20 protein-coding genes are annotated in these 23171 nt (G+C 46.6%); 6 read left to right on the top strand and 14 right to left on the bottom strand.

Annotated features, from left to right (window positions below):
* Positions 1-63: 63 nt before the first annotated feature.
* Together OH458_RS10090 and OH458_RS10085 are read right to left on the bottom strand one after the other, a co-directional pair.
* Positions 64-1047 carry a chemotaxis protein gene (locus OH458_RS10090; protein ID WP_269978224.1) on the bottom strand — a complete coding sequence of 328 codons (984 nt, stop codon included), beginning with the start codon at positions 1045-1047 and terminating at the stop codon, positions 64-66.
* A gap of 121 nt (positions 1048-1168) precedes the next feature.
* Entirely contained in the window at positions 1169-2137 is a 969-nt protein-coding gene (locus tag OH458_RS10085; protein WP_269978223.1) for an ABC transporter substrate-binding protein, read from the bottom strand.
* 126 nt (positions 2138-2263) lie between these two features.
* Here OH458_RS10085 and OH458_RS10080 point away from each other — a divergent pair, with 126 nt between their 5' ends.
* Positions 2264-4204, top strand: coding sequence for a sensor histidine kinase (locus OH458_RS10080; protein ID WP_269978222.1), 1941 nt, complete (start codon positions 2264-2266; stop codon positions 4202-4204).
* Between the two features lie 33 nt (positions 4205-4237).
* On the opposite strand, the gene OH458_RS10075 is transcribed toward OH458_RS10080, so the two are convergent.
* The 7 genes from OH458_RS10075 to rbsD form a co-directional block, all read right to left on the bottom strand.
* Positions 4238-5785 carry a response regulator gene (locus tag OH458_RS10075; RefSeq protein WP_269978278.1) on the bottom strand — a complete coding sequence of 516 codons (1548 nt, stop codon included), beginning with the start codon at positions 5783-5785 and terminating at the stop codon, positions 4238-4240.
* 124 nt (positions 5786-5909) lie between these two features.
* A complete protein-coding gene (locus OH458_RS10070; protein WP_269978221.1) occupies positions 5910-6923 on the bottom strand; it encodes a substrate-binding domain-containing protein in 1014 nt (337 codons plus the stop codon).
* A 40-nt stretch (positions 6924-6963) separates the two neighbouring features.
* Positions 6964-7884, bottom strand: a complete 921-nt coding sequence (rbsK, locus tag OH458_RS10065; RefSeq protein ID WP_269978220.1) for a ribokinase — start codon at positions 7882-7884, stop codon at positions 6964-6966.
* Positions 7885-8017: 133 nt separating this feature from the next.
* Positions 8018-8896 carry a ribose ABC transporter substrate-binding protein RbsB gene (rbsB, locus tag OH458_RS10060; RefSeq protein WP_005469673.1) on the bottom strand — a complete coding sequence of 293 codons (879 nt, stop codon included), beginning with the start codon at positions 8894-8896 and terminating at the stop codon, positions 8018-8020.
* 72 nt (positions 8897-8968) lie between these two features.
* Positions 8969-9952, bottom strand: a complete 984-nt coding sequence (rbsC, locus tag OH458_RS10055) for a ribose ABC transporter permease (protein WP_005469899.1) — start codon at positions 9950-9952, stop codon at positions 8969-8971.
* A complete protein-coding gene (gene rbsA, locus OH458_RS10050; protein WP_269978219.1) occupies positions 9949-11454 on the bottom strand; it encodes a ribose ABC transporter ATP-binding protein RbsA in 1506 nt (501 codons plus the stop codon). The genes rbsC and rbsA overlap by 4 nt, the downstream gene beginning before the upstream one ends.
* Positions 11455-11480: 26 nt before the next feature.
* Positions 11481-11900, bottom strand: a complete 420-nt coding sequence (gene rbsD / locus OH458_RS10045; protein ID WP_269978218.1) for a D-ribose pyranase — start codon at positions 11898-11900, stop codon at positions 11481-11483.
* Between the two features lie 308 nt (positions 11901-12208).
* Here rbsD and OH458_RS10040 point away from each other — a divergent pair, with 308 nt between their 5' ends.
* Together OH458_RS10040 and OH458_RS10035 are read left to right on the top strand one after the other, a co-directional pair.
* Positions 12209-12472, top strand: coding sequence for a DUF3012 domain-containing protein (locus OH458_RS10040; RefSeq protein WP_269978217.1), 264 nt, complete (start codon positions 12209-12211; stop codon positions 12470-12472).
* Positions 12473-12543: 71 nt separating this feature from the next.
* Positions 12544-12699 carry a DUF3012 domain-containing protein gene (locus OH458_RS10035; RefSeq protein WP_072016674.1) on the top strand — a complete coding sequence of 52 codons (156 nt, stop codon included), beginning with the start codon at positions 12544-12546 and terminating at the stop codon, positions 12697-12699.
* 59 nt (positions 12700-12758) lie between these two features.
* Here the strand turns inward: OH458_RS10035 and OH458_RS10030 are convergent, their stop codons facing one another.
* The 5 genes from OH458_RS10030 to OH458_RS10010 all read right to left on the bottom strand — a co-directional run bounded on the left by OH458_RS10030 (position 12759) and on the right by OH458_RS10010 (position 17869).
* Positions 12759-13427 carry a LuxR C-terminal-related transcriptional regulator gene (locus OH458_RS10030; RefSeq protein WP_005469623.1) on the bottom strand — a complete coding sequence of 223 codons (669 nt, stop codon included), beginning with the start codon at positions 13425-13427 and terminating at the stop codon, positions 12759-12761.
* A 178-nt stretch (positions 13428-13605) separates the two neighbouring features.
* The gene (locus OH458_RS10025) at positions 13606-14610 is read right to left on the bottom strand and encodes a S1 family peptidase (protein WP_269978216.1); all 1005 of its coding nucleotides are present in this window, start codon (positions 14608-14610) and stop codon (positions 13606-13608) included.
* A 73-nt stretch (positions 14611-14683) separates the two neighbouring features.
* Positions 14684-15769, bottom strand: coding sequence for a S1 family peptidase (locus OH458_RS10020; protein ID WP_269978215.1), 1086 nt, complete (start codon positions 15767-15769; stop codon positions 14684-14686).
* Between the two features lie 98 nt (positions 15770-15867).
* The gene (gcvT, locus tag OH458_RS10015) at positions 15868-16986 is read right to left on the bottom strand and encodes a glycine cleavage system aminomethyltransferase GcvT (RefSeq protein WP_269978214.1); all 1119 of its coding nucleotides are present in this window, start codon (positions 16984-16986) and stop codon (positions 15868-15870) included.
* Between the two features lie 259 nt (positions 16987-17245).
* Positions 17246-17869 (bottom strand): helix-turn-helix domain-containing protein, encoded by a 624-nt coding sequence (locus tag OH458_RS10010; RefSeq protein WP_269978213.1) that lies wholly within the window; start codon positions 17867-17869, stop codon positions 17246-17248.
* A 386-nt stretch (positions 17870-18255) separates the two neighbouring features.
* On the opposite strand from OH458_RS10010, the gene OH458_RS10005 reads away from it, so the two are divergent.
* From OH458_RS10005 to gcvP, 3 genes are all read left to right on the top strand, one after another.
* Complete coding sequence (locus tag OH458_RS10005) at positions 18256-19551, top strand: serine hydroxymethyltransferase (protein ID WP_269978212.1); 1296 nt, start codon at positions 18256-18258, stop codon at positions 19549-19551.
* Positions 19552-19586: 35 nt separating this feature from the next.
* Positions 19587-19967, top strand: coding sequence for a glycine cleavage system protein GcvH (gene gcvH, locus OH458_RS10000; protein ID WP_005469554.1), 381 nt, complete (start codon positions 19587-19589; stop codon positions 19965-19967).
* A gap of 121 nt (positions 19968-20088) precedes the next feature.
* Complete coding sequence (gcvP, locus tag OH458_RS09995; protein WP_269978211.1) at positions 20089-22953, top strand: aminomethyl-transferring glycine dehydrogenase; 2865 nt, start codon at positions 20089-20091, stop codon at positions 22951-22953.
* Positions 22954-23171: the final 218 nt, after the last annotated feature.

Genomic DNA, 23171 nt, shown 5'->3' with positions numbered 1-23171 from the left:
ATTGCGTACCCTTTTTGTTTATGTTGACTCGCCGCTTAGTCATAAAGGCAAGTAGTAATAGTCTTAATTACTCTTTCCGAAAATATACTTATCCATCAAAGTGACCATACGGCCAATCTCAGGTTTGGTAATTGTATCATTGGCACCTAACGCTAATGCCTTCGCGCGGTTATCTTCACTCATCAATGAAGAGAACATGACGATCGGAAGCGTAGCGTATGCATCACTTTCTCTCAATCTTTTCACTAAGTGCATACCGTCCATACGTGGCATTTCAACGTCGGTTACTACACCATCGATAAACTCACTGATCGGTAGGTTTTCTTCCTTAGCGACTTCAATTAAGTTCATCAGTTTATCGTGTGCTTCGCCACCGTCTTTACACGCAATAATGTTATAACCAGAAGAACTTAGCGTTTCTTGAATCATTGAACGAATAAACGCTGAATCATCAACCACCATAACGGTTCTGGCATTACGTTTTTGCACCATACGCTGGTTGAGGTCGACACTCTTGTCCAACTTCACATCGTATTTTTCCATGCTAAGTTCAGGGTTGATGTCGGCAATGATTTTTTCAAAATCCAATATCATGATCAGGTTGCCATCTTTACGCACCACCGCCACCACGCAATCCTGCTCGCCCGCTTCTAAGAACTGGCTCGGTGACTCTACGTCATTCCAAGAAATACGGTGGATGCGACTGATTGAGTCAATCAGGAAACCATTTGTCATATTGTTAAAGTCTGTGACGATTACAAACTTGCGACTCACATCCTTATCGGTAGGAACCCCCAACCAACCCGCCAAGTCGACTAGTGGAGTAAGAACATCACGCGACGAAAATACCCCGACCATATGTGGCTGAGCATTGGGGTAATCGGTGGTTTCCGGTACTTGAATTACCTCACGGACTTTCGCAACGTTAATACCGTAATAACAGGTCTTCTTGCTGCCATCAGGCATCTGCTTGACCAGATGAAACTCGATAATTTCTAACTCGTTAGTACCACTTTCCGTGAGTATCGTACTACTTGATACACTCATATTTTCTTTTTGCCTACGCTAAACTTTCGGGGTATACACCTTTGTAACTACTATTAAGTCATTTGTAAATTTCATTTGCAACGGTTACCCATTGTTGTGATTGACTCAACACCGAATTACTCTAATCAATCGCTTGCCAATGACTTGGAGGCGTCAACCCCCACTTTGCCATCGCCGCCTTCGAATAGATTGCGTTTCCCTGATTTCCGATTTGAATCGGTATACTGCGAGCCGATTCGCCATTTACTATTTTATTCACCAATTGCCCTGCCGTCACGCCCTGACTTTTGCCAAACAGCACCACGCCACCCGCGGCTTTATCATTTGCGACAGCAAAATCCCAAAAGCCAAATACTGGGATCGCAGAGTTCTGGTTCGTCCAGACGATGACCTCGTCTGCAGGTACGTTTTCACCCGCGCTATCAACCAGAGTTTGATAGAGGCCGACAATCACCACAGAGACCCCATCATCGGGCGCGCTTAAAATGGACTCCTGCCACGCATTTTGTGTCCTTGCGCTGACAATCTCGACATCCACGCCGAGGTTAGAGTGAATCATGGAGTACTGGCGCTCGATGTACCGCCGAGCAATGTGTGAAGTCACCCCCGAGTCAAACATGATTCGTACACTCATTTGCTCACCGGGTATCAGACGCTTTAATTCACCAATCGTTTTAACAAACAATGGTCGCTCTAATACACCTGTAATTTGCGCTTGACCTCGATAACTCTTTAATAACTCTCGAGGATTAGAGTTGATGCCTAAAAACACCACCGAGATGGGCTCATCATAGAGTTTGGGCCACAGGTACTTTAGCGCATTGTCATCGCCCAGAATCACGGTATCCGGTTTGTACTCGGTGTATTTGACGAAAGCGAGCTCCGCCATTTTTTCATAGTCAGTTGGCGGTACTCTTTTGGTATCCATTTGAAACGAGTCAAACTCAATACCCGCTTGCAACGTTTGCTTGATGCCCTCTACATAGCTTTTATCCCAAGCGTACTCAGAATGGTAACTTTCAATCAGCAGCACCTTGTTCGCAAGAACTGGGAAGGACAACAAAAAGAGTAGGCATAACCATGGTCGCATAGGCGATCTCCACTGAATACTTCATTTCAGTTTAGTCAGCATACGCGTATTTACCTAACCAAAACGCGCATTGATTAAAAAGAGCTAGCTATACTGGTACTTATAGTCCTTTTGCAGCAGATCATTATGAGCCGAACCAAACAGTTTGAAGAGAGTATAGATAACCCATTTTACAGTCGAATTGGACGACGTATTATTCTGATTATGATTCTGCTCAGTGGCGCCATCACGTTGCTAACGACGCTAGTGCAACTCTCATGGGAGTATTCAGAGCAGTTTGATTCTATCGATCAACGTCAGCTTGAAGTGCGTGATATTCATGCCCCTCTTCTCGCTTCGTCACTTTGGTCATTTGACCTTGTTGGGTTGCAACAACGCCTTGATGGCTTGGTGAACTTGCCGCGAATCGCTTACTTGAAAGTCGTCGCGGATGGGTACGTGTTTGAGGCGGGCACAAGCATACAAGAGAACTCGATACAGTCGCAGTACCCTTTGTTCCATAAAAACCCTGACTCTTCAGTTCTTGAGCGAGTTGGGCAAGTCTACGTCGAGTCCGATGCCAACGAGGTCTACGACTACCTAATTCGCGAGTTTATCTACACGCTTTTACTCAATATGTTCCGAACGCTCGTCGTCTGCGCCATCTTGCTGATCGTCTTTCATCGCAGCATCAACCAAAGAATCTTTGCCATAGCGCAGTACCTTCGCACCTACAATCCTCGTCATCCCGCAAAGCCACTAGAACTACCCACTTCATTTTGGGTATCAAGTCGTGGTGATGAGCTGAGTTGGCTTGGCGAAGAAACCAATAAAATCACTACCAATGTATCACTCCTCTACCAAAACATTCGCCAAGAGCAAATTAGGCTCAATGATTTTGCAATGGTCTCTTCCGATTGGCTGTGGGAAACCGACGAGACAGGGCGAATGATCTATTGCTCTGAGCAAATGCAAGTGGCACTCCAAATCGACATTGAACAAAAGCCTACTATCTCAAACATAGAAGCATTGAAAACGTGTCATGAACTGCATCGCCACCTGCTCAGGCATTCTGATTTTTCTAAATGCGAACAACAAATTACTCTCAATTGCATCACCCACTACTTCATGTTTCAAGGACGAGCAAACTTTGATGGCGATAAGTTTTTGGGTTTTCGGGTGTCGACCATTAACATTACGGACCTCAAATTAGCCCAACTCAATTTGCAAGAGTTAAATCGAAACCTTGAATATACCGTTGCCGAACGTACGGTCGATTTGAAGCAAAGCATGGAGCAGTTACACCGAGCACAAGACCAACTCGTTGAAAGAGAGAAACTTGCCGCGCTGGGTGGTTTAGTCGCGGGCGTCGCACACGAAGTCAACACACCACTCGGAATTGCCGTGACCGCGACGTCGGTCATTCGAGATGCTGCCAACGAACTCAATACCGCATTCAGCAGCCAAACTCTCACTAGCACCCAATTTGAGCAAGTCATGACGCGCTTAACCGATGGCGGCTCCATGCTTGAAACCAATTTAGACCGAGCGGCGAAACTGATTCGCGATTTCAAACAAACCGCGGTGGATCAAGTGTCCGAAAGCCGTAGCCAGTTCCGTATTCACCATGTGCTAGACGCTCTGATCGCTAGCTTGCACCCAGAAACGCGTAAAGTTCCTGTTGAGCCGATTCTAAGTGGTAACCAGCAACTACAAATGAACAGCCTTCCCGGTGTGTTGACGCAGGTGATTTCAAACCTCATCCTCAACAGCGTCAACCATGCGTTTGAGCAGCAAGAGGCCGCTCAAATTGACATCCACTATTACCAACAGGGCGATGACATCATCTTTGAGTACAAGGATAATGGGTGCGGTGTAGACAAGTCACTGCATCAAAAAATATTTGAACCCTTCTACACCAGTAAGCGGGGAACTGGTGGTTCAGGGCTAGGCTTGAACTTAGTCTTCAACCTTATTTCGCAAAAACTTAAAGGTGAACTCAGTTTCGATTCTGAAGTGGGCAAAGGGGTTCAAATGATCATTACTCTGCCCAAAGATTTACCTTACGAACCCGACGAAAGTGAATGAACCTCACCTATTCTGGACACAGAGCCTGCGATCTTAATCAGGCAGAGAATTGCGTATATCGATGAAGTCTTGCCAATTGTCCAGCATCAACTCAACGAGTTTAGGTTCGAAATGGAGGCCACTCTGGGAAATAATTTCTTCTCGGATTTTTTCTTCGCTCCAAGGCTCTTTGTAACTGCGCTTTGATCCCAAAGCGTCAACCACATCCGCTAATGCAGCAATTCGACCACTTACAGGAATCGCCTCACCAGCAAGACCATTTGGGTAACCGCTGCCATCCCATTTTTCGTGATGATGACCCGCGATTTCTTTGGCAACGGCAATCAATCGACGTTTCGATTTACTCAATATATCGACCCCATAATCGACGTGCTTTTTCATCACTTCCCACTCTTCAGGCGTGAGTTTACCGGGTTTGTGTAAAATCGAGTCCGGGACGGCGACTTTACCCACATCATGTAAAGGTGCGGCAAGTTTAAGCATCGTCACCTGATCGTCATCGAGGCCATACAACTGGCCGAGTCGCTCACAGATAAGAGCAACCCTTTGAACATGCGCGCCCGTTTCTTTACTGCGCGCTTCTACTGCGTTGGCCAAGTTGTACACTAGCTCTTTTGATGTTTCTTTGATGTCGAGAAGTAGGCTGAGATTTTCAAAGGTTAGGCCAATGTTGTGCATGTAGATCTCCAATAATTGGACATCTAACTCGTCGAGGTTTCGGTTGTAGTTCACATAGAGAATGCTGTCGACGCCTTGATGATCATGGGCAAACAAAACAAAAGCATCATCAAAATTTTTAGAACGTCGTTCCTCTAGCGCTTCTTTGCATCGGTCTGCTACCTCCTGAGGCAACTTTTCGAACATACATTCGCTGTAACAGTCCACGTAGTCGCCCGAGGCTGCTAGCGTCATGGAACGTGATTCTTCACCGTGAGCACGAGGCTTCACCACGCAATAAAATGCAGATTCTTCGAGCTGCAGTAAGGACGTTAACTGCTCTAAAACAGAACTGGCATACGCTTGAAGCGTAGTGGTATTTTGCACTTTAGCAGAAGATTCAATCACTTTACGTAAGCCATTTTTTTGCGCCTCAATGAGTTTGAGGTCGCGATAGGCGCGCAGCATAGAATACAGGACGGTTTTTAGTTTTTGGGTTGTCAGTTCGGTTTTTTCTTTGTAGTCGTCAATTTCATATTCACGAATGACGGTATCTTCCGGAGCTTGCCCAGCTTGCCCAGTGCGAAGCACTAATCGAATGACTCTATTTTGTAGCTCATCTCGAATATAACGAACCAGCTCTAGCCCTGCGTGCTCCGTCTCCATAACAACATCGACCAGAGCAAGAGCTAGATCCGTTTCCTCACGGCATATCTGTTGCGCTTGGTGACCAGAATAGGCAGAGATCAACTCCAGTTGCTTGCCATCAAACTCAAAACCGGAAAGTGCCAAACGCGTGACCTGATGCATTTGTTCATCATCATCCACCAGCAGCACTTTCCATTTTTCTCGCTCCCATAGTGACTGAGCTGATTTTTGCTCACTCGACGCGTTTTTTTCTCGATGATCGGCAAACAAATCCATTGCGTTACCCACTTATCCTTCCTACTAAGTTAGGTTTAGCACATGCTATAGAAGTTGCTCACTCTTTATAACCAATATGTTAACTCACATTGCAACGTGACCTACGGCAAGAATCCAACCACAATCACGAGGATTGTTTGGGTGCAGAGACCGATTGCCGCTCCACTAAACTTGGCTCAAGTTGTACTACCTGAGGGTCCAAATAGCTGTTGTTTAAACGTTGTAATAACGCCTCAACCGCCGCCTTACCGAGACGGTATTTGGGTTGGTGAATGGTGGTGAGTGCTGGAGTCATAAATTTCGAGATTTGGATATCATCATAGCCAATGATCGACAAATCCTCGGGGATTCGAATGCCTTTCTCGTGGGCGGCATTGATCACGCCCATTGCCATCATGTCATTTGACACAAATATCGCGCTAGGCAGTTCCCCTTTGGCAAACATTTGGTTGAATGCGTCAAAGCCACCTTCACATTCAAAGTCAGATTCCACAATCCAGTTGGGGTTAAAATCCAACTCTGCTTCATTTAGCGCGCGTTTGTATCCTTCATAACGCATTTGAGCCTGATGTTTAATTAGAGGCCCCGTAATACAACCAATCGATTTGTGTCCGACATCAATCAGGTGTTTCGCCGCAATGTAGCCTCCGCGGAGCGAGTTATCTTGAATTTTATCGCTAGTAAATAACATCGGGCCCCAGTCCATGACCACCACAGGGATATCTGAGTACTTCTCGAACACATCAATGCGCTCCCCTTCTAACGAGGAACACATCAAAATCAGCCCATCGACCCGCTTTTGTAGTAGCGTGTTGATCGATTCACGCATACGCGCATTGTCACCTTCGGTATTACACAGTATTAAGTTATAGCCTTGTTGATAGCAGCTTCGCTCTACCCCTTTTACGACTTCACCAAAAAACGGATTGGTTGAGGTGGTCACCAACATGCCAATGGTTTTAGTCCGGTTCACTTTCAGGCTTCGAGCCAGTGCCGAGGGGGTATAGTTGAGCTCAGTCGCCGCCTTGTTGACGCGTTCTGAGATTTCTTCACTGACGAATCGCGATTTGTTGATGACGTGGCTAACGGTCGACGTCGATACTCCTGCCAACTTCGCGATATCTTTCATTGTAGCCATGTAATCCTCTCCGTCGATAGGCTTGGGCAATTGCCCTTAATTAATGGCGCTCAGCGAGAAAAGCATCGACTTCGCCACGCGTTGGAATTGAAGTCTGAGCACCAAATCTTGTTACAGAGATTGCGGCCGCCGCATGAGCAAACTTGATGGCTGATTCTAGAGGTAAATCTTCCAATAGACCAGTGACCAATGCCCCATTAAACGTATCACCAGCAGCCGTGGTATCGGTAGCCTCTACTTTAAAGCCCGGAATCAACTCACCACGACCATTTTGGCTCAACCACACGCCTTTAGCGCCAAGAGTAATCATTACGATTTCAATGCCCTTACTATGAAGTGCATTCGCCGCCTCTTGCGCGGTTTCGTTATCGTTAACCGTGATACCTGTTAGCACTTCCGCTTCGGTTTCATTTGGGGTGATCACATCGACGCAAGCCAACAGTTCATCAGACAACTCACGAGCCGGAGCAGGATTTAAGATCACGTTGGTCTTCGCTTCTTTCGCGACACGCGCAGCCTTTTCAATGCCGCACATTGGCGTTTCAAGTTGCATCAGTAAGTACTTAGCTTGGCGAATTCGCTCCAAATCAGGTTCAATCGATTCTGCTGTCAGCTTGGCATTCGCCTCTGCGGAAATACAAATACTGTTTTCACCACTGTCCGCAACTTGGATCATTGCGATCCCCGTAGGGCAATTGGGCTGCATTTTGACGCCATTGATATTGATGTTGTCCATTTTGAAATTTTCGCGAATGTTAATGCCGAACGCATCATCACCCACACAAGCGATAAACCCAGTGTCAGCATTCAGTCGTGCTGCCGCGACCGCTTGATTCGCCCCTTTCCCGCCAGGAATCACTTGATAGTTGCGGCCGTGGAGCGTCTCGCCAGGACGTGGAAAAGAAGGCACTTGAAGAACATGGTCAGCGTTAACACTACCTAAAACCACTAACTTATTCATACGGTTTTCCTCGACTCGAATGAGCCCTTATCTATTTGAACAGGAATAATAAGTTTGTACTCTCGCAAGAACACAAACTTAAGTGCCCTCCTCTCCCCTACGACAGATAAAAGAGAAGAGGAAGGCGAACAGATTACTTAGCGATCACTTTAAGTGGTACAGGAATGTAAGCGTCTACAGAGCCGCCTTTAAGCACTTTGTCTGCCGTTTCAATACCCAGTGAACCAATCAGATCCGGCTGCTGAGCAACTGTCGCTGCCAATTTGCCACGGTTAACCGCTGCGATGCCGTCATCGGTGCCGTCAAAGCCTACGATCATTACATCTTTGCCTGACGCCTGTACCGCACGAAGTGCACCTAACGCCATCTCATCATTTTGCGCAAATACCGCTTGCACGTCTGGGTTGGCTGCGAGCAAGTTTTCCATTACGTTTAGACCTTTAGTACGGTCAAAATCCGCAGGCTGGCTAGCAAGCAGTTCCATCTCACTGCCTTTTACGGCGTTCATGAAGCCTTCACCACGCTCACGTGCGGCAGACGTCCCTGCAATACCTTCAAGCTGAATCACTTTCGCTTTTTCACCCACTTTTTCCATGATGTAGTGACCCGCCATTTCACCACCGACTACGTTGTCAGAGGCAATGTGGCTGACGACCTCACCACGACTTGCGCCACGGTCTAGCGTCAACACTGGAATGTTTGAGCGGTTTGCCATACGAATCGCATTCGATACTGCATCTGAATCTGTCGGGTTGATAAGAATCGCTTTTACGCCGCGAATAGTAAGATCTTCCACGTTAGAAAGTTCTTTGCTCGGGTCATTTTGCGAATCAAGCACGATCAGGTCATATCCCAACTCTTTCGCCTTTGCTTCTGCGCCATCTTTCATCGTAACGAAGAAAGGGTTGTTTAGCGTAGACAGGACGATCGCCATGGTATCTTGCGCCTGCGCTGAAACAGAAACGGTGGAAGAAAGAAGTGCAGCAGAGATAAGCGTTGCTAATTTTTTCATTGTGTTAGTCCTTGTGTAGGGTGGTGGTTCGGAGTCCTTTCCTCCGAACCTGTTATGAATAGGTCTGTTGTGTTACTTGTTCTTGTTGTCAACCAATACCGCAAGAAGGATAACCACTGCTTTTGCGATCATTTGGTAATAAGAGGAAACGTCCAGTAGGTTTAACGCATTGTTGAGGAAACCGATGATGAGCGCACCAATGAGCGTACCCATAATGCGACCTTTACCGCCCATCAAGCTTGTTCCACCAAGTACTACCGCGGCAATAGCATCCAACTCATACCCCATACCAGCGGTCGGCTGAGCAGAAGAAAGACGAGAGGTAATGATGATGCCAGCCAGCGCTGCAAGCAGACCGCAGATGGCGTACACGCCGATTTTTACTCGGTCAACATTGATGCCTGATAGGCGTGTTGCAGACTCATTGCCGCCTAAAGCGTAAACGTAACGACCAAAGCGAGTGTGGTTAAGCAGGAACCAAGCCGCAGCAAATACGATCACCATTAGCCATACTGGAACGGGAATGCCTAACGCGTAGCCCGTACCAAACCAAGCGAATGCATCCGCTGTATCGGTAAAACCTGTAGAAATTGGTCGACCGTCTGTATACACCATGGTTACACCGCGAAGCAATGTCATGGTCACCAGCGTTGCGATAAACGCTTGCACCTTGCCTTTAGCGATGATGATGCCACTGATCGCCCCAAGCGCCGCACCCGCGACAAGCGCAGTAGGAACCGCGATGAGCACTGGCACTTCCATAGCGATTAAGCTGGCGGCAAATGCTCCACAGAGGGCAAGCACCGAGCCGACGCTCAAATCGATACCCGCCGTTAAGATAACCAACGTCATCCCCACGGCGATAATCGCGTTGACTGACGTTTGACGCAGTATGTTAAGAATGTTGTCTACGGTAAAAAAGTTAGGGTTAAGGAACGAGACGACAACAATTAAAAAGAGTAGAGCGATTAGAGATTTCTGTTCAATCAGCCACTCTTTGCTCAATAGCTTTTTGCCGCCTGTTTCATTTGGTTTGCTCATGGTATTGGTACTCATGCTGCTTCCTCGTTAATCTTTTTGCCAACGGCACACGCTAATAGTTTTTCTTGGTAAGCCTCTTTGGCATCAAACTCACCGCTGATACGACCTTCATGCATCACCATGATGCGGTCACTCATTCCCAGAACCTCTGGCATTTCTGAAGAGACAAGAATGATACTCATGCCATCTGCTTTGAATTTGTTGATCAGCTGGTAGATCTCTTTTTTGGCACCGACATCGACACCGCGAGTTGGTTCATCAAGAATCAGTACCTTAGGCTTGGTCATTAACCCTTTCGCAATCGCCACTTTCTGTTGATTACCACCAGATAGGTTGCCAATGATTTGGTCACGGGTTGGGGTTTTGATATTGAACAGCTTGATGAAGTCTTCCACCGCGATCACTTCTTCGCTGTGTTGGATTCGACCACCTTGCGTTAACTTATCCAATGAACACAAAGACATGTTCTCTTTCACCGATAAGCCAAGCACCAAACCATCGCCTTTACGGTCTTCAGAGATGTAGGCAATGCCATTCGCAAGACCATCTTGGGGGCTCACAGGGTTAATGGTTTTGTTGTTCAAGTTGATCACACCACGCTCACTGGGCAAGGCTCCGTAGATCACTTTCATCAGCTCAGTACGACCCGCGCCCATTAAGCCCGACACGCCAAGAATTTCTCCTCGTTTAAGTGTGAAACTGACATCGTGAACGCCCGAGCCAGTCAGACCGATAACTTCCAAACAGGTCTCACCGTGCTGAACATCAATGCGTGGGTATTGCTCGTCTAACTTTCGCCCGACCATCATTTCAATCAAGCCGTCTTCGTCCGTCTCTGCGACTTGGCATTCACCGATGAATTTACCGTCGCGAAGTACCGTAATGTCATCACAGATTTCGAAGATTTCTTTTAGGCGATGCGAAATGTAAACAATGCCGCAATCTTGTTCGCGCAACTCGTTAATCACTTTGAAAAGCGACTCGGTCTCGGTATCGGTCAACGCATCTGTTGGCTCATCCATAATGATGACTTTCGACTTAAACGAAAGTGCTTTGGCAATCTCTACCATTTGCTGCTCACCGAGACTCAAATCGCCAAGCAAGGTTTTAGAGCTGTGCTTAACATTCAGGCGCGCAAGTAACTTATCGGCTTCCGCGTACATGGTCTCCCACTGGATACGACCCAATGCGCCTGTAAATTCGCGACCTAAGAAAATATTTTCCGCAATTGTTAGCTCTGGAATCAGGTTCAGCTCCTGGTGAATAATACTGATCCCCGCTTCTTGAGAGTCTCTTGGTCCATGAAAGGCGGCTGCTTGTCCCTGATAGTGAATCGTACCCGCATCTTTACTGTAGATGCCGGTTAAGACTTTCATCAGAGTGGATTTACCAGCGCCATTTTCTCCCATCAACGCCATAACGCGTCCCGGGTAAACATTTAAGCTGGCTTTATCAAGCGCCTTTACTCCCGGAAAAGCTTTCTCAATATCACTCAGTTGTAAGATGGCTTGAGTCATACTCTGTCCTCAATCATTGGCGGGCTTTAAAAAACCACACCAGCTTGGAAAATCACGTTTGCATACGGCGTGCACTCGCCGGTACGTACAACCGCGCGGCTTGACGAAGTACGCGCTTTAAAGGCCTCGTGAGAAAGGTAAGTAACCGAAATGGCTTTTCCGCTTGCCTCTTGCTCCGCTGAAATCTCAGCAATCAATGCGTCATGATGGGCAGGGCTAACCTCTTTAAACTCGTCGGCAAGAATAATGCCCTCTACCTGAGATTCGCTGAGCATTACTTTGACCGTTTCAAGAAAGCTCGGGACGCCGTGAGTAAGAGCAAGATCAATGCGCTGAACGTCGTCAGAAATTGGTAAGCCAGCATCACAAATCGTGATTTCATCGGTATGACCTAGTGTGGCCACTAGGTAAGAAAGCTCAGCGTTGATTAGGGTACTTTTTTTCATCTCATTGACCTATCGAATACACGATCAAACTAAATAAAGTCTGTCGGCTTCTATGCAAATTATTATTGATACAAATCTCATCGAAACGTTTCGATTGCATCATAGCCCTTCAGCATAGAATTACGATAGCCCACTTTTCAGAGTGTGAGGTGGATCTTTACCTTAATCGGTTAAACGCGACAAAGAGTGATCGAACTCACCCATCGAAACGTTTCGATATGCCAAATTTCGCCATAATTAACCGAAATAGCACACACTTTCTCACGGTTTTTAGGTATAGTTGCGCCAGATAAATTTAGGACACTATTATGAAGAAATTACCCCTTGTTTTGTTTGCCCTAGTTGCTCTGTCTGCGTGTAAAGATGAGGTAGGTACCCAAAATTGGTGTGATAACAAAGCACAAGGTCCCAAGAGTGAATGGAGCGCTCAAGATGCCCTCGATTATGCAAAACACTGCGTGCTGCAAGATGCTGTCGGCAGTCAATCATGGTGTGAGTCAATGAGTGACAAACCCAAAGGTGACTGGAGCGCGAACGAAGCCAAAAACTTCGCAACACACTGTATTCTCTAAAGTCACTTATTGACTGAGTCAGCAAGAAGCCGATAACCTAGTGACACTGTAAACCATCAACAAGGACGATGATGAAAAAACTGACTGCACTTCTATTTTTGGCAATGTCACTTACCGCTTGTACGGAAGTTGGAAGCGAAGCCTGGTGTAACGACTTAAAAGAGAAACCGAAAGGCGACTGGAGTGCTAACGAAGCAAAAGATTTCGCTAAGCACTGTATCCTTTAGCAATAAAAAGAGCAGCTCACTAGCTGCTCTTTTTTGATTTCTTTATTTTTGCAAAGTCTCTATGCTCGCTCTTCCAAAGCAATGTTATTGTTGGCCCAGAGCAATGCTTGAAGGCGATTCTTAGCGTTAATTTTCTTAAAGATGTTATGTAAGTGCGTTTTGACCGTATTTTCGCTCACAAACAGTTCGTCGGCGATTTGTAAGTTGGAAGCACCATGCCCCAATAAACGCATGATCTCTTTTTCGCGTTTCGTCAGATTTGCGTACGCTTGCGATGTTGTCACGGTATTTGCACAGCGGAAATATTCAATATAGTCTTGAGCCACTTTGCGCGACAGCCACATTTCGTCATTCATGATCTTTTCCATACCCTTGATCAGCAACGAAATATCATCTTCGATGTAGAACACTCCAACAAGATTACGCCATTTGAACAGCTGAGTCGATGTCACATCTTTAGGGCAGTTAATGACGATTTCTTTGATCGCGGTTTCACTCGCCGCTTTTATTTGGCTGTACTCGTTGAAACGGTCATCATCTAGGTATTGAAAATCGAACAACACAAAATCACCCAGTAGGCGAGACGAACCATCATGTGTACGAAGATCATCGACAGAAACCATGTTGACGGTAAGCTGAAGCCCTCTCTCTAGCGAATCTTTAAATAGATTCGATTGCATGCTCACATCCGACAAAAGTGTGATTTGATAGTTTTTGCTTTCTGTCATTGAGGAATTCTCCAGCTCCACCCTATAGATAAGTTAAAACTATCGTTTAGATAAGATTAGTCAATATAGCAGGTCTTATAATCGCGACACCTACCTAAGTAAAACCCTTATATATCATAGAGGTATAGTTAAATCTCACTTTTGAGAAAGGTACTTTTTACTTCGAAAAAGCGTAAAACTACCATTTTATGCTTCGTTTGAAAGCAATGAGAAGTAGAACCAAGAGACCGTAAAACCCCCCTCCTCCTCCACTGCTGCTTGTGGTTAACTGATCCGGAGTAACTTCCACTTGGCTGCTGCCGTTTTCGTTATTGATCAATCTTCTTACACCATCTTCAACCAAGACATATGCCTTGGGTTCCACTTCACCTGCAAGCACTTGATCTATCCAACCTTGGTAATCATAAAGGTCGGTAAACACGGAGGTCACACTGTAGCGGTTGTCTCCACACAATGCAGGGCCAAAGCTCGTCAACCCAACTTGGATATAATCGAGGCCGTTGTAATAATAGACTGGCCCTCCAGAATCTCCTGAACAAGTCGAATTTTGATAACCATCTTTTTCAGGCCCACCAAAACACAAATGTTTATCAGTGATCGCACTGCCAAACTCCGCTTGGCAAGCAGATGTCGAAATATACTCCAACTCGGTTTCGAGCAACTGCCCCCCTCCGGGTTGGTTGCCTTCTATATAACCATGGCCAACCGCAATAAACTCGCCGTTAGAGGGAAAACTGTTGTTGATCGTAGTGTTGAGCAAGTATTTAAAGTCACCAACACCTAAAGTCGTTTCGAGCTTTAATATGGCAATATCGTCGCGCCATAAATCAACCGGCGAGTCAGAATAGGTATCTGGGTAATAAAACTCGACAACTCGGGCTTGAGGGCTCGATAGAAACTGGCTTTCATCTTCGAGTTGCGGCGCAACCACGCTATAGAGCATGGTTTCGTTTTGACCGTAAATACAATGCGCTGCGGTAAGTACATACTCACTATTAATTAGCGTCGCACCACAGAAGCTGCTGGTGCTATAAAGCGTGTTACTGCGGTAAAACAGACTGGCAAATGTAGGATAATTAGAAATGTTGGCAGTAGTGCCATTGACGATATACGGAGTAGCTTCAAAGCTATAGGCGAACGAACTCCAAGCTGTTATCACGCTCGCTAGTAGAAATCGAACCATGATCACTTTCTCCGTTCGTAAGCATCACTCTTAAGTTTAGTTTACGAACGGGGAGAGCAAAGGTTTAATCGTGTTAGCGGAGGATTTTCTTTCTAAGAGACAATGCGCCTAGTAGCAATAAAGAGAAGAAGCCCAGTGAGCCGCCGCTAGAGCCAGAAGAACCAATTGAGCTTGTTGAGCTAATTTTTGGCATCGAGGTTTCATCCGATAGCGCTGAAGATGATCTCATCACCCAACCCGTAGAAAAGTTGACCAATGAACGAACACCTGATGATCTTCTAACTTCAAAAGTAGGATCGACTGCACCATTCACAACACCGTTTATCCAGTTTGCGTAGTCGTATACCTCCGTAAAGACCGAAGTGTACGGACGGTCTTGATCCCCACAGGTCCCCGGGCCGTAGCTTGTAATACCTATCTGTTGGTATTTAAAACCGTCATACCAATAAACTGGTCCACCGGAGTCACCATTACAGGTTGAATTCTTGTAACTACCCGATAGCGGGCCATCGAAACACAATTGTTTACTAGTAGAATTACAGATTCCGCTAGTGGCAAAGGTTAAACTGGTCTGCATAACAACATTCGTCGTCGTCCTTGTAACAGTTTGACCTTTATCGTTAGCAACATGGTTGGTGTAGCCTCGACCTACAGCTTTAAACGTATCCGCTCCTCGCGTGTTAGCGTAAACATCATTCGTTATTGTGTTTAAATAGCTACTGTAGTTGCCAATGGATAGTGGCCTTTCTAGTTTAAGAATAGCAATATCATCAGGAAGAACAGGCCCCTTCGAAGGATCTAAGTTGGGACTGTAAGAGCTTTGATAGTAAATTTTCTCAACTCGTGCAGATTGATAACCGCCATTATTGTACTTGGTTTGGTCCGCAAGACCGGGAACAACCCAAGTGTGAAGCATGGCTTCATAATCTCGATAGATACAGTGAGCCGCAGTTAACACGTGTTGAGCATCAATGATGGTGCCGCCACAGTAGTTACCAAACTTCGACCCATCATGAAAATACAGACTGGTAAACGTAGGGTAATTACCACTCAGTTCACTGTCGGTCGTCGGGCTACCATTAATAATGTACGGGTTTACATCCCCCGCTTGCACTCCAGCTGAGAGCATAACGGCAAGAACTGCAGTAAGCCTTTTCATAAAAATATCCTTTGTAAAACTACTGCCGACATCATACATATAAAAAAACCTCTCAGTCGAGAGGTTTGATTCACAATTTAAATGATGCTTACAAATGCTTAACCGCGATAATAACGCTGCGGCACAAATGGCATTTTCTCAACAGTCATTGGCAATTTTTTACCGCGCACGTCGGCGAATAACTCAGTGCCAACGGCCATTAAATCAGCTCGAATATAAGCCATGGAAACCGGCTTGCCAGCATTAGGTCCAGCCGTGCCACTGGTAACAATCCCTACTTTGTTATCATCAGCGTCGAACAGCTCGGTGCCTTCACGAACTGGGGCTTTGGTTTGGCCAACTAAACCAACACGCTTACGCGTCACGTCTTTAGTCTCAATTTGCTTGAGGATGATGTCCGCACCTGGGAATCCACCTTCGCGCTCACCGCCCGTGCGACGCACTTTTTGGATGCCCCACAGAAGACTTGCTTCAACAGGTGTTGTCGTTGTGTCGAGATCATGACCATACAAACACAATCCACACTCAAGACGCAGAGAGTCACGAGCGCCAAGGCCGATCCACTCGACTTCCTCTTCAGCTGTTAGCTTTTGTGCTAGCTCTTGTGCATGCGTGTTTGGTACAGAGATTTCGTAGCCATCTTCACCCGTGTAGCCACTGCGGCTCACGATGCACTCAACACCTAAAATCTCAAGCTTCTTCACATCCATAAATAGCATGTCTGCGACCTCAGCATTGAATCGCTTGAGGACATCCACGGCTTTAGGGCCTTGCAATGCCAGTAGTGCTCGGTCATCAATCACTTCTAGCTCTACGCCCGACGGAAGGTGGGCTTCAAGATGGTTAATGTCTTGCTCTTTACACGCCGCATTGACGACAACAAACAGATGATCCCCAAGGTTTGCCACCATAAGGTCATCCATAATGCCGCCTTGTTCATTGGTGAAAAACGCATAGCGCTGGTTGCCAACTGATAGGTCGATAATGTCTACTGGGACCAAAGACTCAAGAAACGCCGCAGCCCCTTCACCGTGCAGACGTAATTGCCCCATGTGAGATACGTCGAACAGACCCGCCGCATCACGGGTGTGCAGGTGCTCTTTTTTCACGCCGAGTTTGTATTGCACTGGCATATCGTAGCCTGCGAAAGGAACCATTTTCGCGCCAGCTTCAACATGTAAAGAGTGAAGTGGTGTTTTTAGTAGATCTTGAGTCATTGTTGTCTCCGTTTAATCAGGTTCGTTTTCCACTCTAGGAAACCTTGTTTCCAATAATAAACACGAGTGGAGAATTTTTGCACCATTAACAAGTCGAGAACAGTTCAAAATGTGACATTTAACATTAAATTCACATCAACAGAAGGGAAAGAGAAGCGCCATCTTGAACCTATGTCGCTCAAGATGGCGCTATTGTACTCAGAAAAAACACAAAAGCAATCGTTTGCTTTTATTATAGGAAAACTAAGAGCACGTTACGTTATTTAGCGGTCACCCACAAAATATGTGCATCTTCTTCGCTGGTAGAAATCAGCATATGGCCCATATTGGCATCATAATAGACACTGTCCCCTTCACTCATTTCCACTGGCTCATAGAACTCAGAATAAAACCGAACCGTTCCTGAAAGAATAAGCAGAAACTCTTCGCCATCATGACGCACCCAATCTCCGTACTCGTCAAAGCTCCGTGCATGCACTTGGCTTTTGAACGGCATCATCTTTTTGTTAGACAGTTGAGTGGCGAGCAGTTCGTGCTCATAAGTAGGCGTTGGGTGCGGCTTTCCTTGACCGGATTTAGTGATATCTCTGCGCCCTGTTGCAACTTTTTTTCTTGGTGGTTCAAAGAGTTGCGGCATATCTATCTGCAACCCCATAGCCAACTTCTGCATCGCTTGGAAGGTAGGCGAAATCTGTTCGTTTTCAATCTTACTTAGTGTTGAACGCGCTAATCCCGTGCGTTGGCTTGCCTCTTCAAGGGTAATCCCTAACTTGCCACGTATGTCTTTGATTTTCTCGCCAAGCTTCAATGGTTCGATGTTTTGATCGTTCGATTCCTTGGCTAACGTCAATGATGGGTATTCATCATAGATATCTTCGGGCATGCTTCCCTCTTCTTATATTCTGCTACTTCCTGTTTCATTTTCATTGTGCCCGAAGGCGATCAGAGAAAAAAGATTAGAACAAGAAATAAACCGTGCTCTCGATAACAAAATTAGAAACCTTGTTTCCAATAGGAAATTTTTGGTTGATTGTTGTTACGACAACCGCTATGTTACCAACTTGTTAGTTGTAGAGATGCTATTTCCGAATCGGTTGCTTGATAGATTTAACAATTGTTTTCGGTTTTGCCCCACGGATTGAATACTGAGTTTTGGGGCGTTAAATGTCGCTTTGCTCTTACATAGAGAAGAGCAGTACTAGAAAAAGACTGATGAGAACTACAAACCTAAATAACTATCTCATCGGCATCAATGGAAGGTCATCTACCATGAACAAAACGTACCAAAATCACAGCCTAGAGAATTTTTTCTCGACTAATCTTGCTGCTACTGACGACGCTGTGTTCGCTGGGATTCAAGCGGAAAACACACGTCAAAACGAACAAATTGAGCTGATTGCTTCTGAGAACATTGTATCTAAAGCAGTCATGCAAGCCCAAGGCACCTGCCTTACTAATAAATATGCAGAAGGTTACCCGGGTCGTCGTTACTACGGTGGCTGTGAACACGTTGATACAGTAGAGGCGATCGCTATCGAACGCGCAAAGCAACTTTTCAAGTGTGGCTACGCAAACGTTCAACCTCACTCCGGTGCTCAAGCAAATGGCGCGGTGAAGCTGGCTCTTCTTCAACCAGGCGACACTATTCTTGGCATGTCTCTAGATGCGGGTGGCCACCTTACCCACGGTGCTCGCCCAGCGCTTTCTGGTAAATGGTTTAACGCCGTTCAATACGGAGTGGATCGCGACACGCTAGAAATTGATTACGACGCGGTTCGCGAACTGGCTCTTGAGCACAAGCCAAAAATGATCATCGCAGGTGGTAGTGCAATTCCACGTACCATCGATTTTGCTAAATTCCGCGAAATCGCAGACGAAGTTGATGCAATCTTGATGGTCGACATGGCGCACATTGCCGGTCTAATTGCGACAGGTGCACACCCTAGCCCACTGCCGCATGCTCACGTTGTTACGACGACAACACATAAGACATTGCGCGGCCCACGTGGCGGTATGATTCTGACTAACCACGAAGATATCATCAAGAAAATCAACTCTGCCGTGTTCCCTGGCCTACAAGGCGGCCCATTAATGCACGTTATCGCGGCTAAAGCCGTCGCGTTTGGCGAGGCGCTCGGCCCAGAATTTTCAACTTATATTGATTCAGTGATCAACAACGCAAAAGTTCTTGCTGAAGTATTGCAAACTCGCGGGTGCGACATTGTGACCGGCGGTACAGATACTCACCTAATGTTGGTTGACCTTCGTCCTAAGGGCTTGAAAGGTAACGTGACAGAAGAAGCACTAGAACGTGCGGGGATCACATGTAATAAAAATGGCATCCCATTCGATTCAGAGAAGCCTATGATTACATCGGGCATCCGATTAGGGACGCCTGCGGGCACAAGCCGCGGCTTTGGCGCTGAAGAATTCAAACTCATCGGTAATTGGATTGGCGACGTTCTTGACGGGTTGGTAGAAAACCCAGAAGGCAACCCAGAAGTTGAACAACGCGTTCGCAAAGAAGTGAAAGCACTGTGCACTCGCTTCCCACTTTACCAATAAACAATTTAATCAAAGTTATTTTTGGAGATTAAGCAATGGACAAAACACTGAAGTTTGCAGATAGCCACGAGTGGGTACGCGATAACGGTGACGGCACAGTAACGATCGGTATTTCTGAGCATGCACAAGAAATGTTGGGTGACGTTGTATTCGTTGACCTACCAGAGGTTGAAGACGAAGTTGAAGCAGGTGAAAGCTTCTCACTGGTTGAATCTGTAAAAGCAGCGTCTGACATCTATGCACCAATCACCGGTGAAATCGTAGAAATCAACGAAGAACTAGAAGACAGCCCAGAGCTAATCAACGAAGAACCATATGAAGGCGGTTGGATCGTGAAAGTGAAGATGTCTGATGCATCTGAACTCGACAACCTAAAAGACGCAGAAGAGTACCTAAACTCAATCGAAGACGAGTAATTAGGAAAATTAGCAAGGCTGCCCCTGTTCTCAGAGGCAGCTTTTTTTCAAAGTTCGGACGTATAAGCAATATTGTCAGTAGTGACAACCGATAACCGAACGATGGAGTAGGTAAAGGACAATGACTGAATTACTTCAAAGCCTCAGCACACAAAATGAGTTCGTTGCTCGCCACAACGGTCCAAACAAATCTGACCAACAAAAAATGTTGGAAGCGATCAACGTTGCAAACCTAGACGCGTTGATTGATGAAACAGTTCCAGCGCAAATCCGCCTAGAAAAACCAATGACACTGGCCGAAGCAAAAAGCGAAGCTGACATGTTGGTTGCCATGCGCGAATTTGCCGACCAAAACCAAATCAAACGTACGTTCATCGGTCAAGGTTACTACAACACTTTCACGCCAAACGTAATCCTACGTAACGTGCTTGAAAATCCAGGTTGGTACACAGCATATACCCCTTACCAGCCAGAGATTTCGCAAGGCCGCCTAGAAGCTCTGCTTAACTTCCAACAAATGGTGATGGACCTAACCGCAATGGACATTGCTAACGCCTCACTGCTTGACGAAGCAACAGCAGCGGGCGAAGCGATGACGCTATGTAAGCGCGCTGGTAAGAGCAAGAGCAACGTTTTCTTTGTGGCAGATGATGTTCACCCTCAAACGTTAGAAGTAGTGAAAACTCGCGCTAAGTACATCGGCTTTGACGTACAAGTCGGTGCATTAGAGTCGCTACCAGAACAAGACGTGTTTGGTGCGCTTGTTCAATACCCTGGAACAACGGGTGAAGTTCGCGACCTAACGGACATCATCGCTAAAGCGCAAGCTAACAAAACCCTAGTCACGGTTGCTACAGACCTACTCGCTTCAGCTCTACTTAAACCTGCAGGTGAAATGGGTGCAGATGTCGTGATCGGCTCAGCACAACGCTTTGGCGTACCTATGGGTTACGGTGGTCCACACGCTGCATTCATGGCAACACGTGACAAGCACAAACGTACGATGCCTGGTCGCGTTATCGGTGTTTCTATCGACTCGAACGGTAACCAAGCACTACGTATGGCGATGCAGACTCGTGAGCAGCACATCCGCCGTGAGAAAGCGACATCAAACATCTGTACTGCTCAAGCGCTGCTTGCAAACATGGCATCGTTCTACGCGGTTTACCACGGTGCAGAAGGCTTGCGTACTATTGCGCGTCGTACTCACCACATGACTGCTATCCTTGCTGCTGGTCTAACTAAAGCTGGCTTCGAACTCGCGCACAACAGCTTCTTCGATACCATCACCATCAATTCTGGTGAACAGACTCAAGCGCTGTACGCAAAAGCTCAAGCAGCTGACATCAACCTGCGCAAACTGCCAACTCAACTCGGTGTTAGCTTAGATGAAACAACAACCGTTGCTGACGTTGAAGCACTATTTGCCGTATTTGGCGTAGAACAAGACGTAAACGCACTGTCATCAGAAATTGCGAGCAACGAATTTGCAGCGATTCCTGAAGCGCTTCGTCGTACTTCTGAATACCTAACTCACCCAGTATTCAACACGCACCACAGCGAAACGCAGATGATGCGTTACCTAAAACAGCTTGAGAACAAAGACTTCTCACTGACTCACGGTATGATTCCGCTAGGCAGCTGCACAATGAAGCTGAACGCCGCCGCTGAGATGATCCCAGTAACATGGCCAGAGTTTGGTTCGATTCACCCATTCGCACCAATCGAGCAAGCGGCGGGTTACTCTGCGCTAGCGAAAGATCTAAAAGAGAAGCTGTGTGAAATCACAGGCTACGATGACTTCTCACTGCAGCCTAACTCAGGCGCATCAGGTGAGTACGCAGGTCTAATCGCGATTCAACGCTACCACGAGAGCCGCGGCGAAGGGCACCGTAACGTATGTTTGATCCCAAGCTCAGCGCACGGTACAAACCCAGCGACTGCTTCAATGGTTTCAATGAAAGTGGTTGTGGTTAAGTGTGATGAAGATGGCAACATCGACATGACAGACCTAGCAGCGAAAATCGAAAAGCATGCTGAAAACCTATCAAGCATCATGATCACTTACCCTTCTACGCACGGCGTTTACGAAGAGCAAGTGAAAGAAGTGTGTGAAATGGTTCATGCCGCTGGCGGTCAAGTTTACCTAGATGGCGCGAACATGAACGCTCAGGTTGGTCTAACGTCTCCTGGTCTTATCGGCTCTGACGTTTCTCACCTTAACCTGCACAAAACCTTCTGTATTCCACACGGTGGTGGTGGTCCGGGTATGGGTCCTATTGGTGTAAAATCGCACCTAGCACCTTTCCTACCGGGTCACATCGAAAACGGTGTTGAAGGCGAAGACTTTGCGGTATCAGCAGCAGATCTTGGCAGTGCTTCTATCTTGCCTATCTCTTGGGCTTACATCGCAATGATGGGAGAAGAAGGACTAACAGAGGCGACTAAGGTAGCGATTCTAAACGCAAACTACATGATGGAGCGTCTGCGCCCACACTACCCTGTTCTTTACCGTGGTACTAATGGCCGCGTCGCGCACGAATGTATTATCGATATTCGCCCGCTTAAAGAAGAAACAGGCATCAGTGAAGAAGATATCGCCAAGCGTCTAATGGACTACGGCTTCCATGCACCAACCATGTCTTTCCCTGTAGCAGGTACGCTAATGGTTGAGCCCACAGAGTCTGAAGATCTTGAAGAGATCGACCGCTTCTGTGACGCAATGATCGCGATTCGTGAAGAGATCACAGCGGTTCACGAAGGTGCATGGCCATTAGACAACAACCCACTAGTGAACGCACCTCACACGCAAGTTGACCTTGCAAGTGAAGAGTGGGATCACCCATACCCTCGTGAGATGGGTTGCTTCCCTTCTCCTGCAACTAAGCAGTGGAAATACTGGCCAACAGTAAACCGCGTAGACAACGTTTATGGTGACCGCAACTTGATCTGTTCGTGTCCAAGCATCGACAACTACGAAGAGTAATTTTTCTGGTTGAACACAGATAACCAAGTTGGAAACTCACTTAAATAGCCAAAGGCGAACCACAAGGTTCGCCTTTTTGTAATTGCTGCAGCGTCAATTTCCCGAAGTGGCACAGTGAATTGGGTTCTTCTAAACTCAAGGCTGAGTGGGTTGTTTTGCAAGCCAGTCTAAAGAACTACCTGTCTAGCATAACGGTAGGAGGGGCGACCCAGCTTGTC

The sequence above is a fragment of the Vibrio sp. MarTm2 genome, from assembly GCF_027587055.1.
In the GTDB taxonomy this organism is placed as follows: domain Bacteria; phylum Pseudomonadota; class Gammaproteobacteria; order Enterobacterales; family Vibrionaceae; genus Vibrio; species Vibrio sinaloensis_D.
This window is presented reverse-complemented; position numbering and strand designations above follow the sequence as displayed.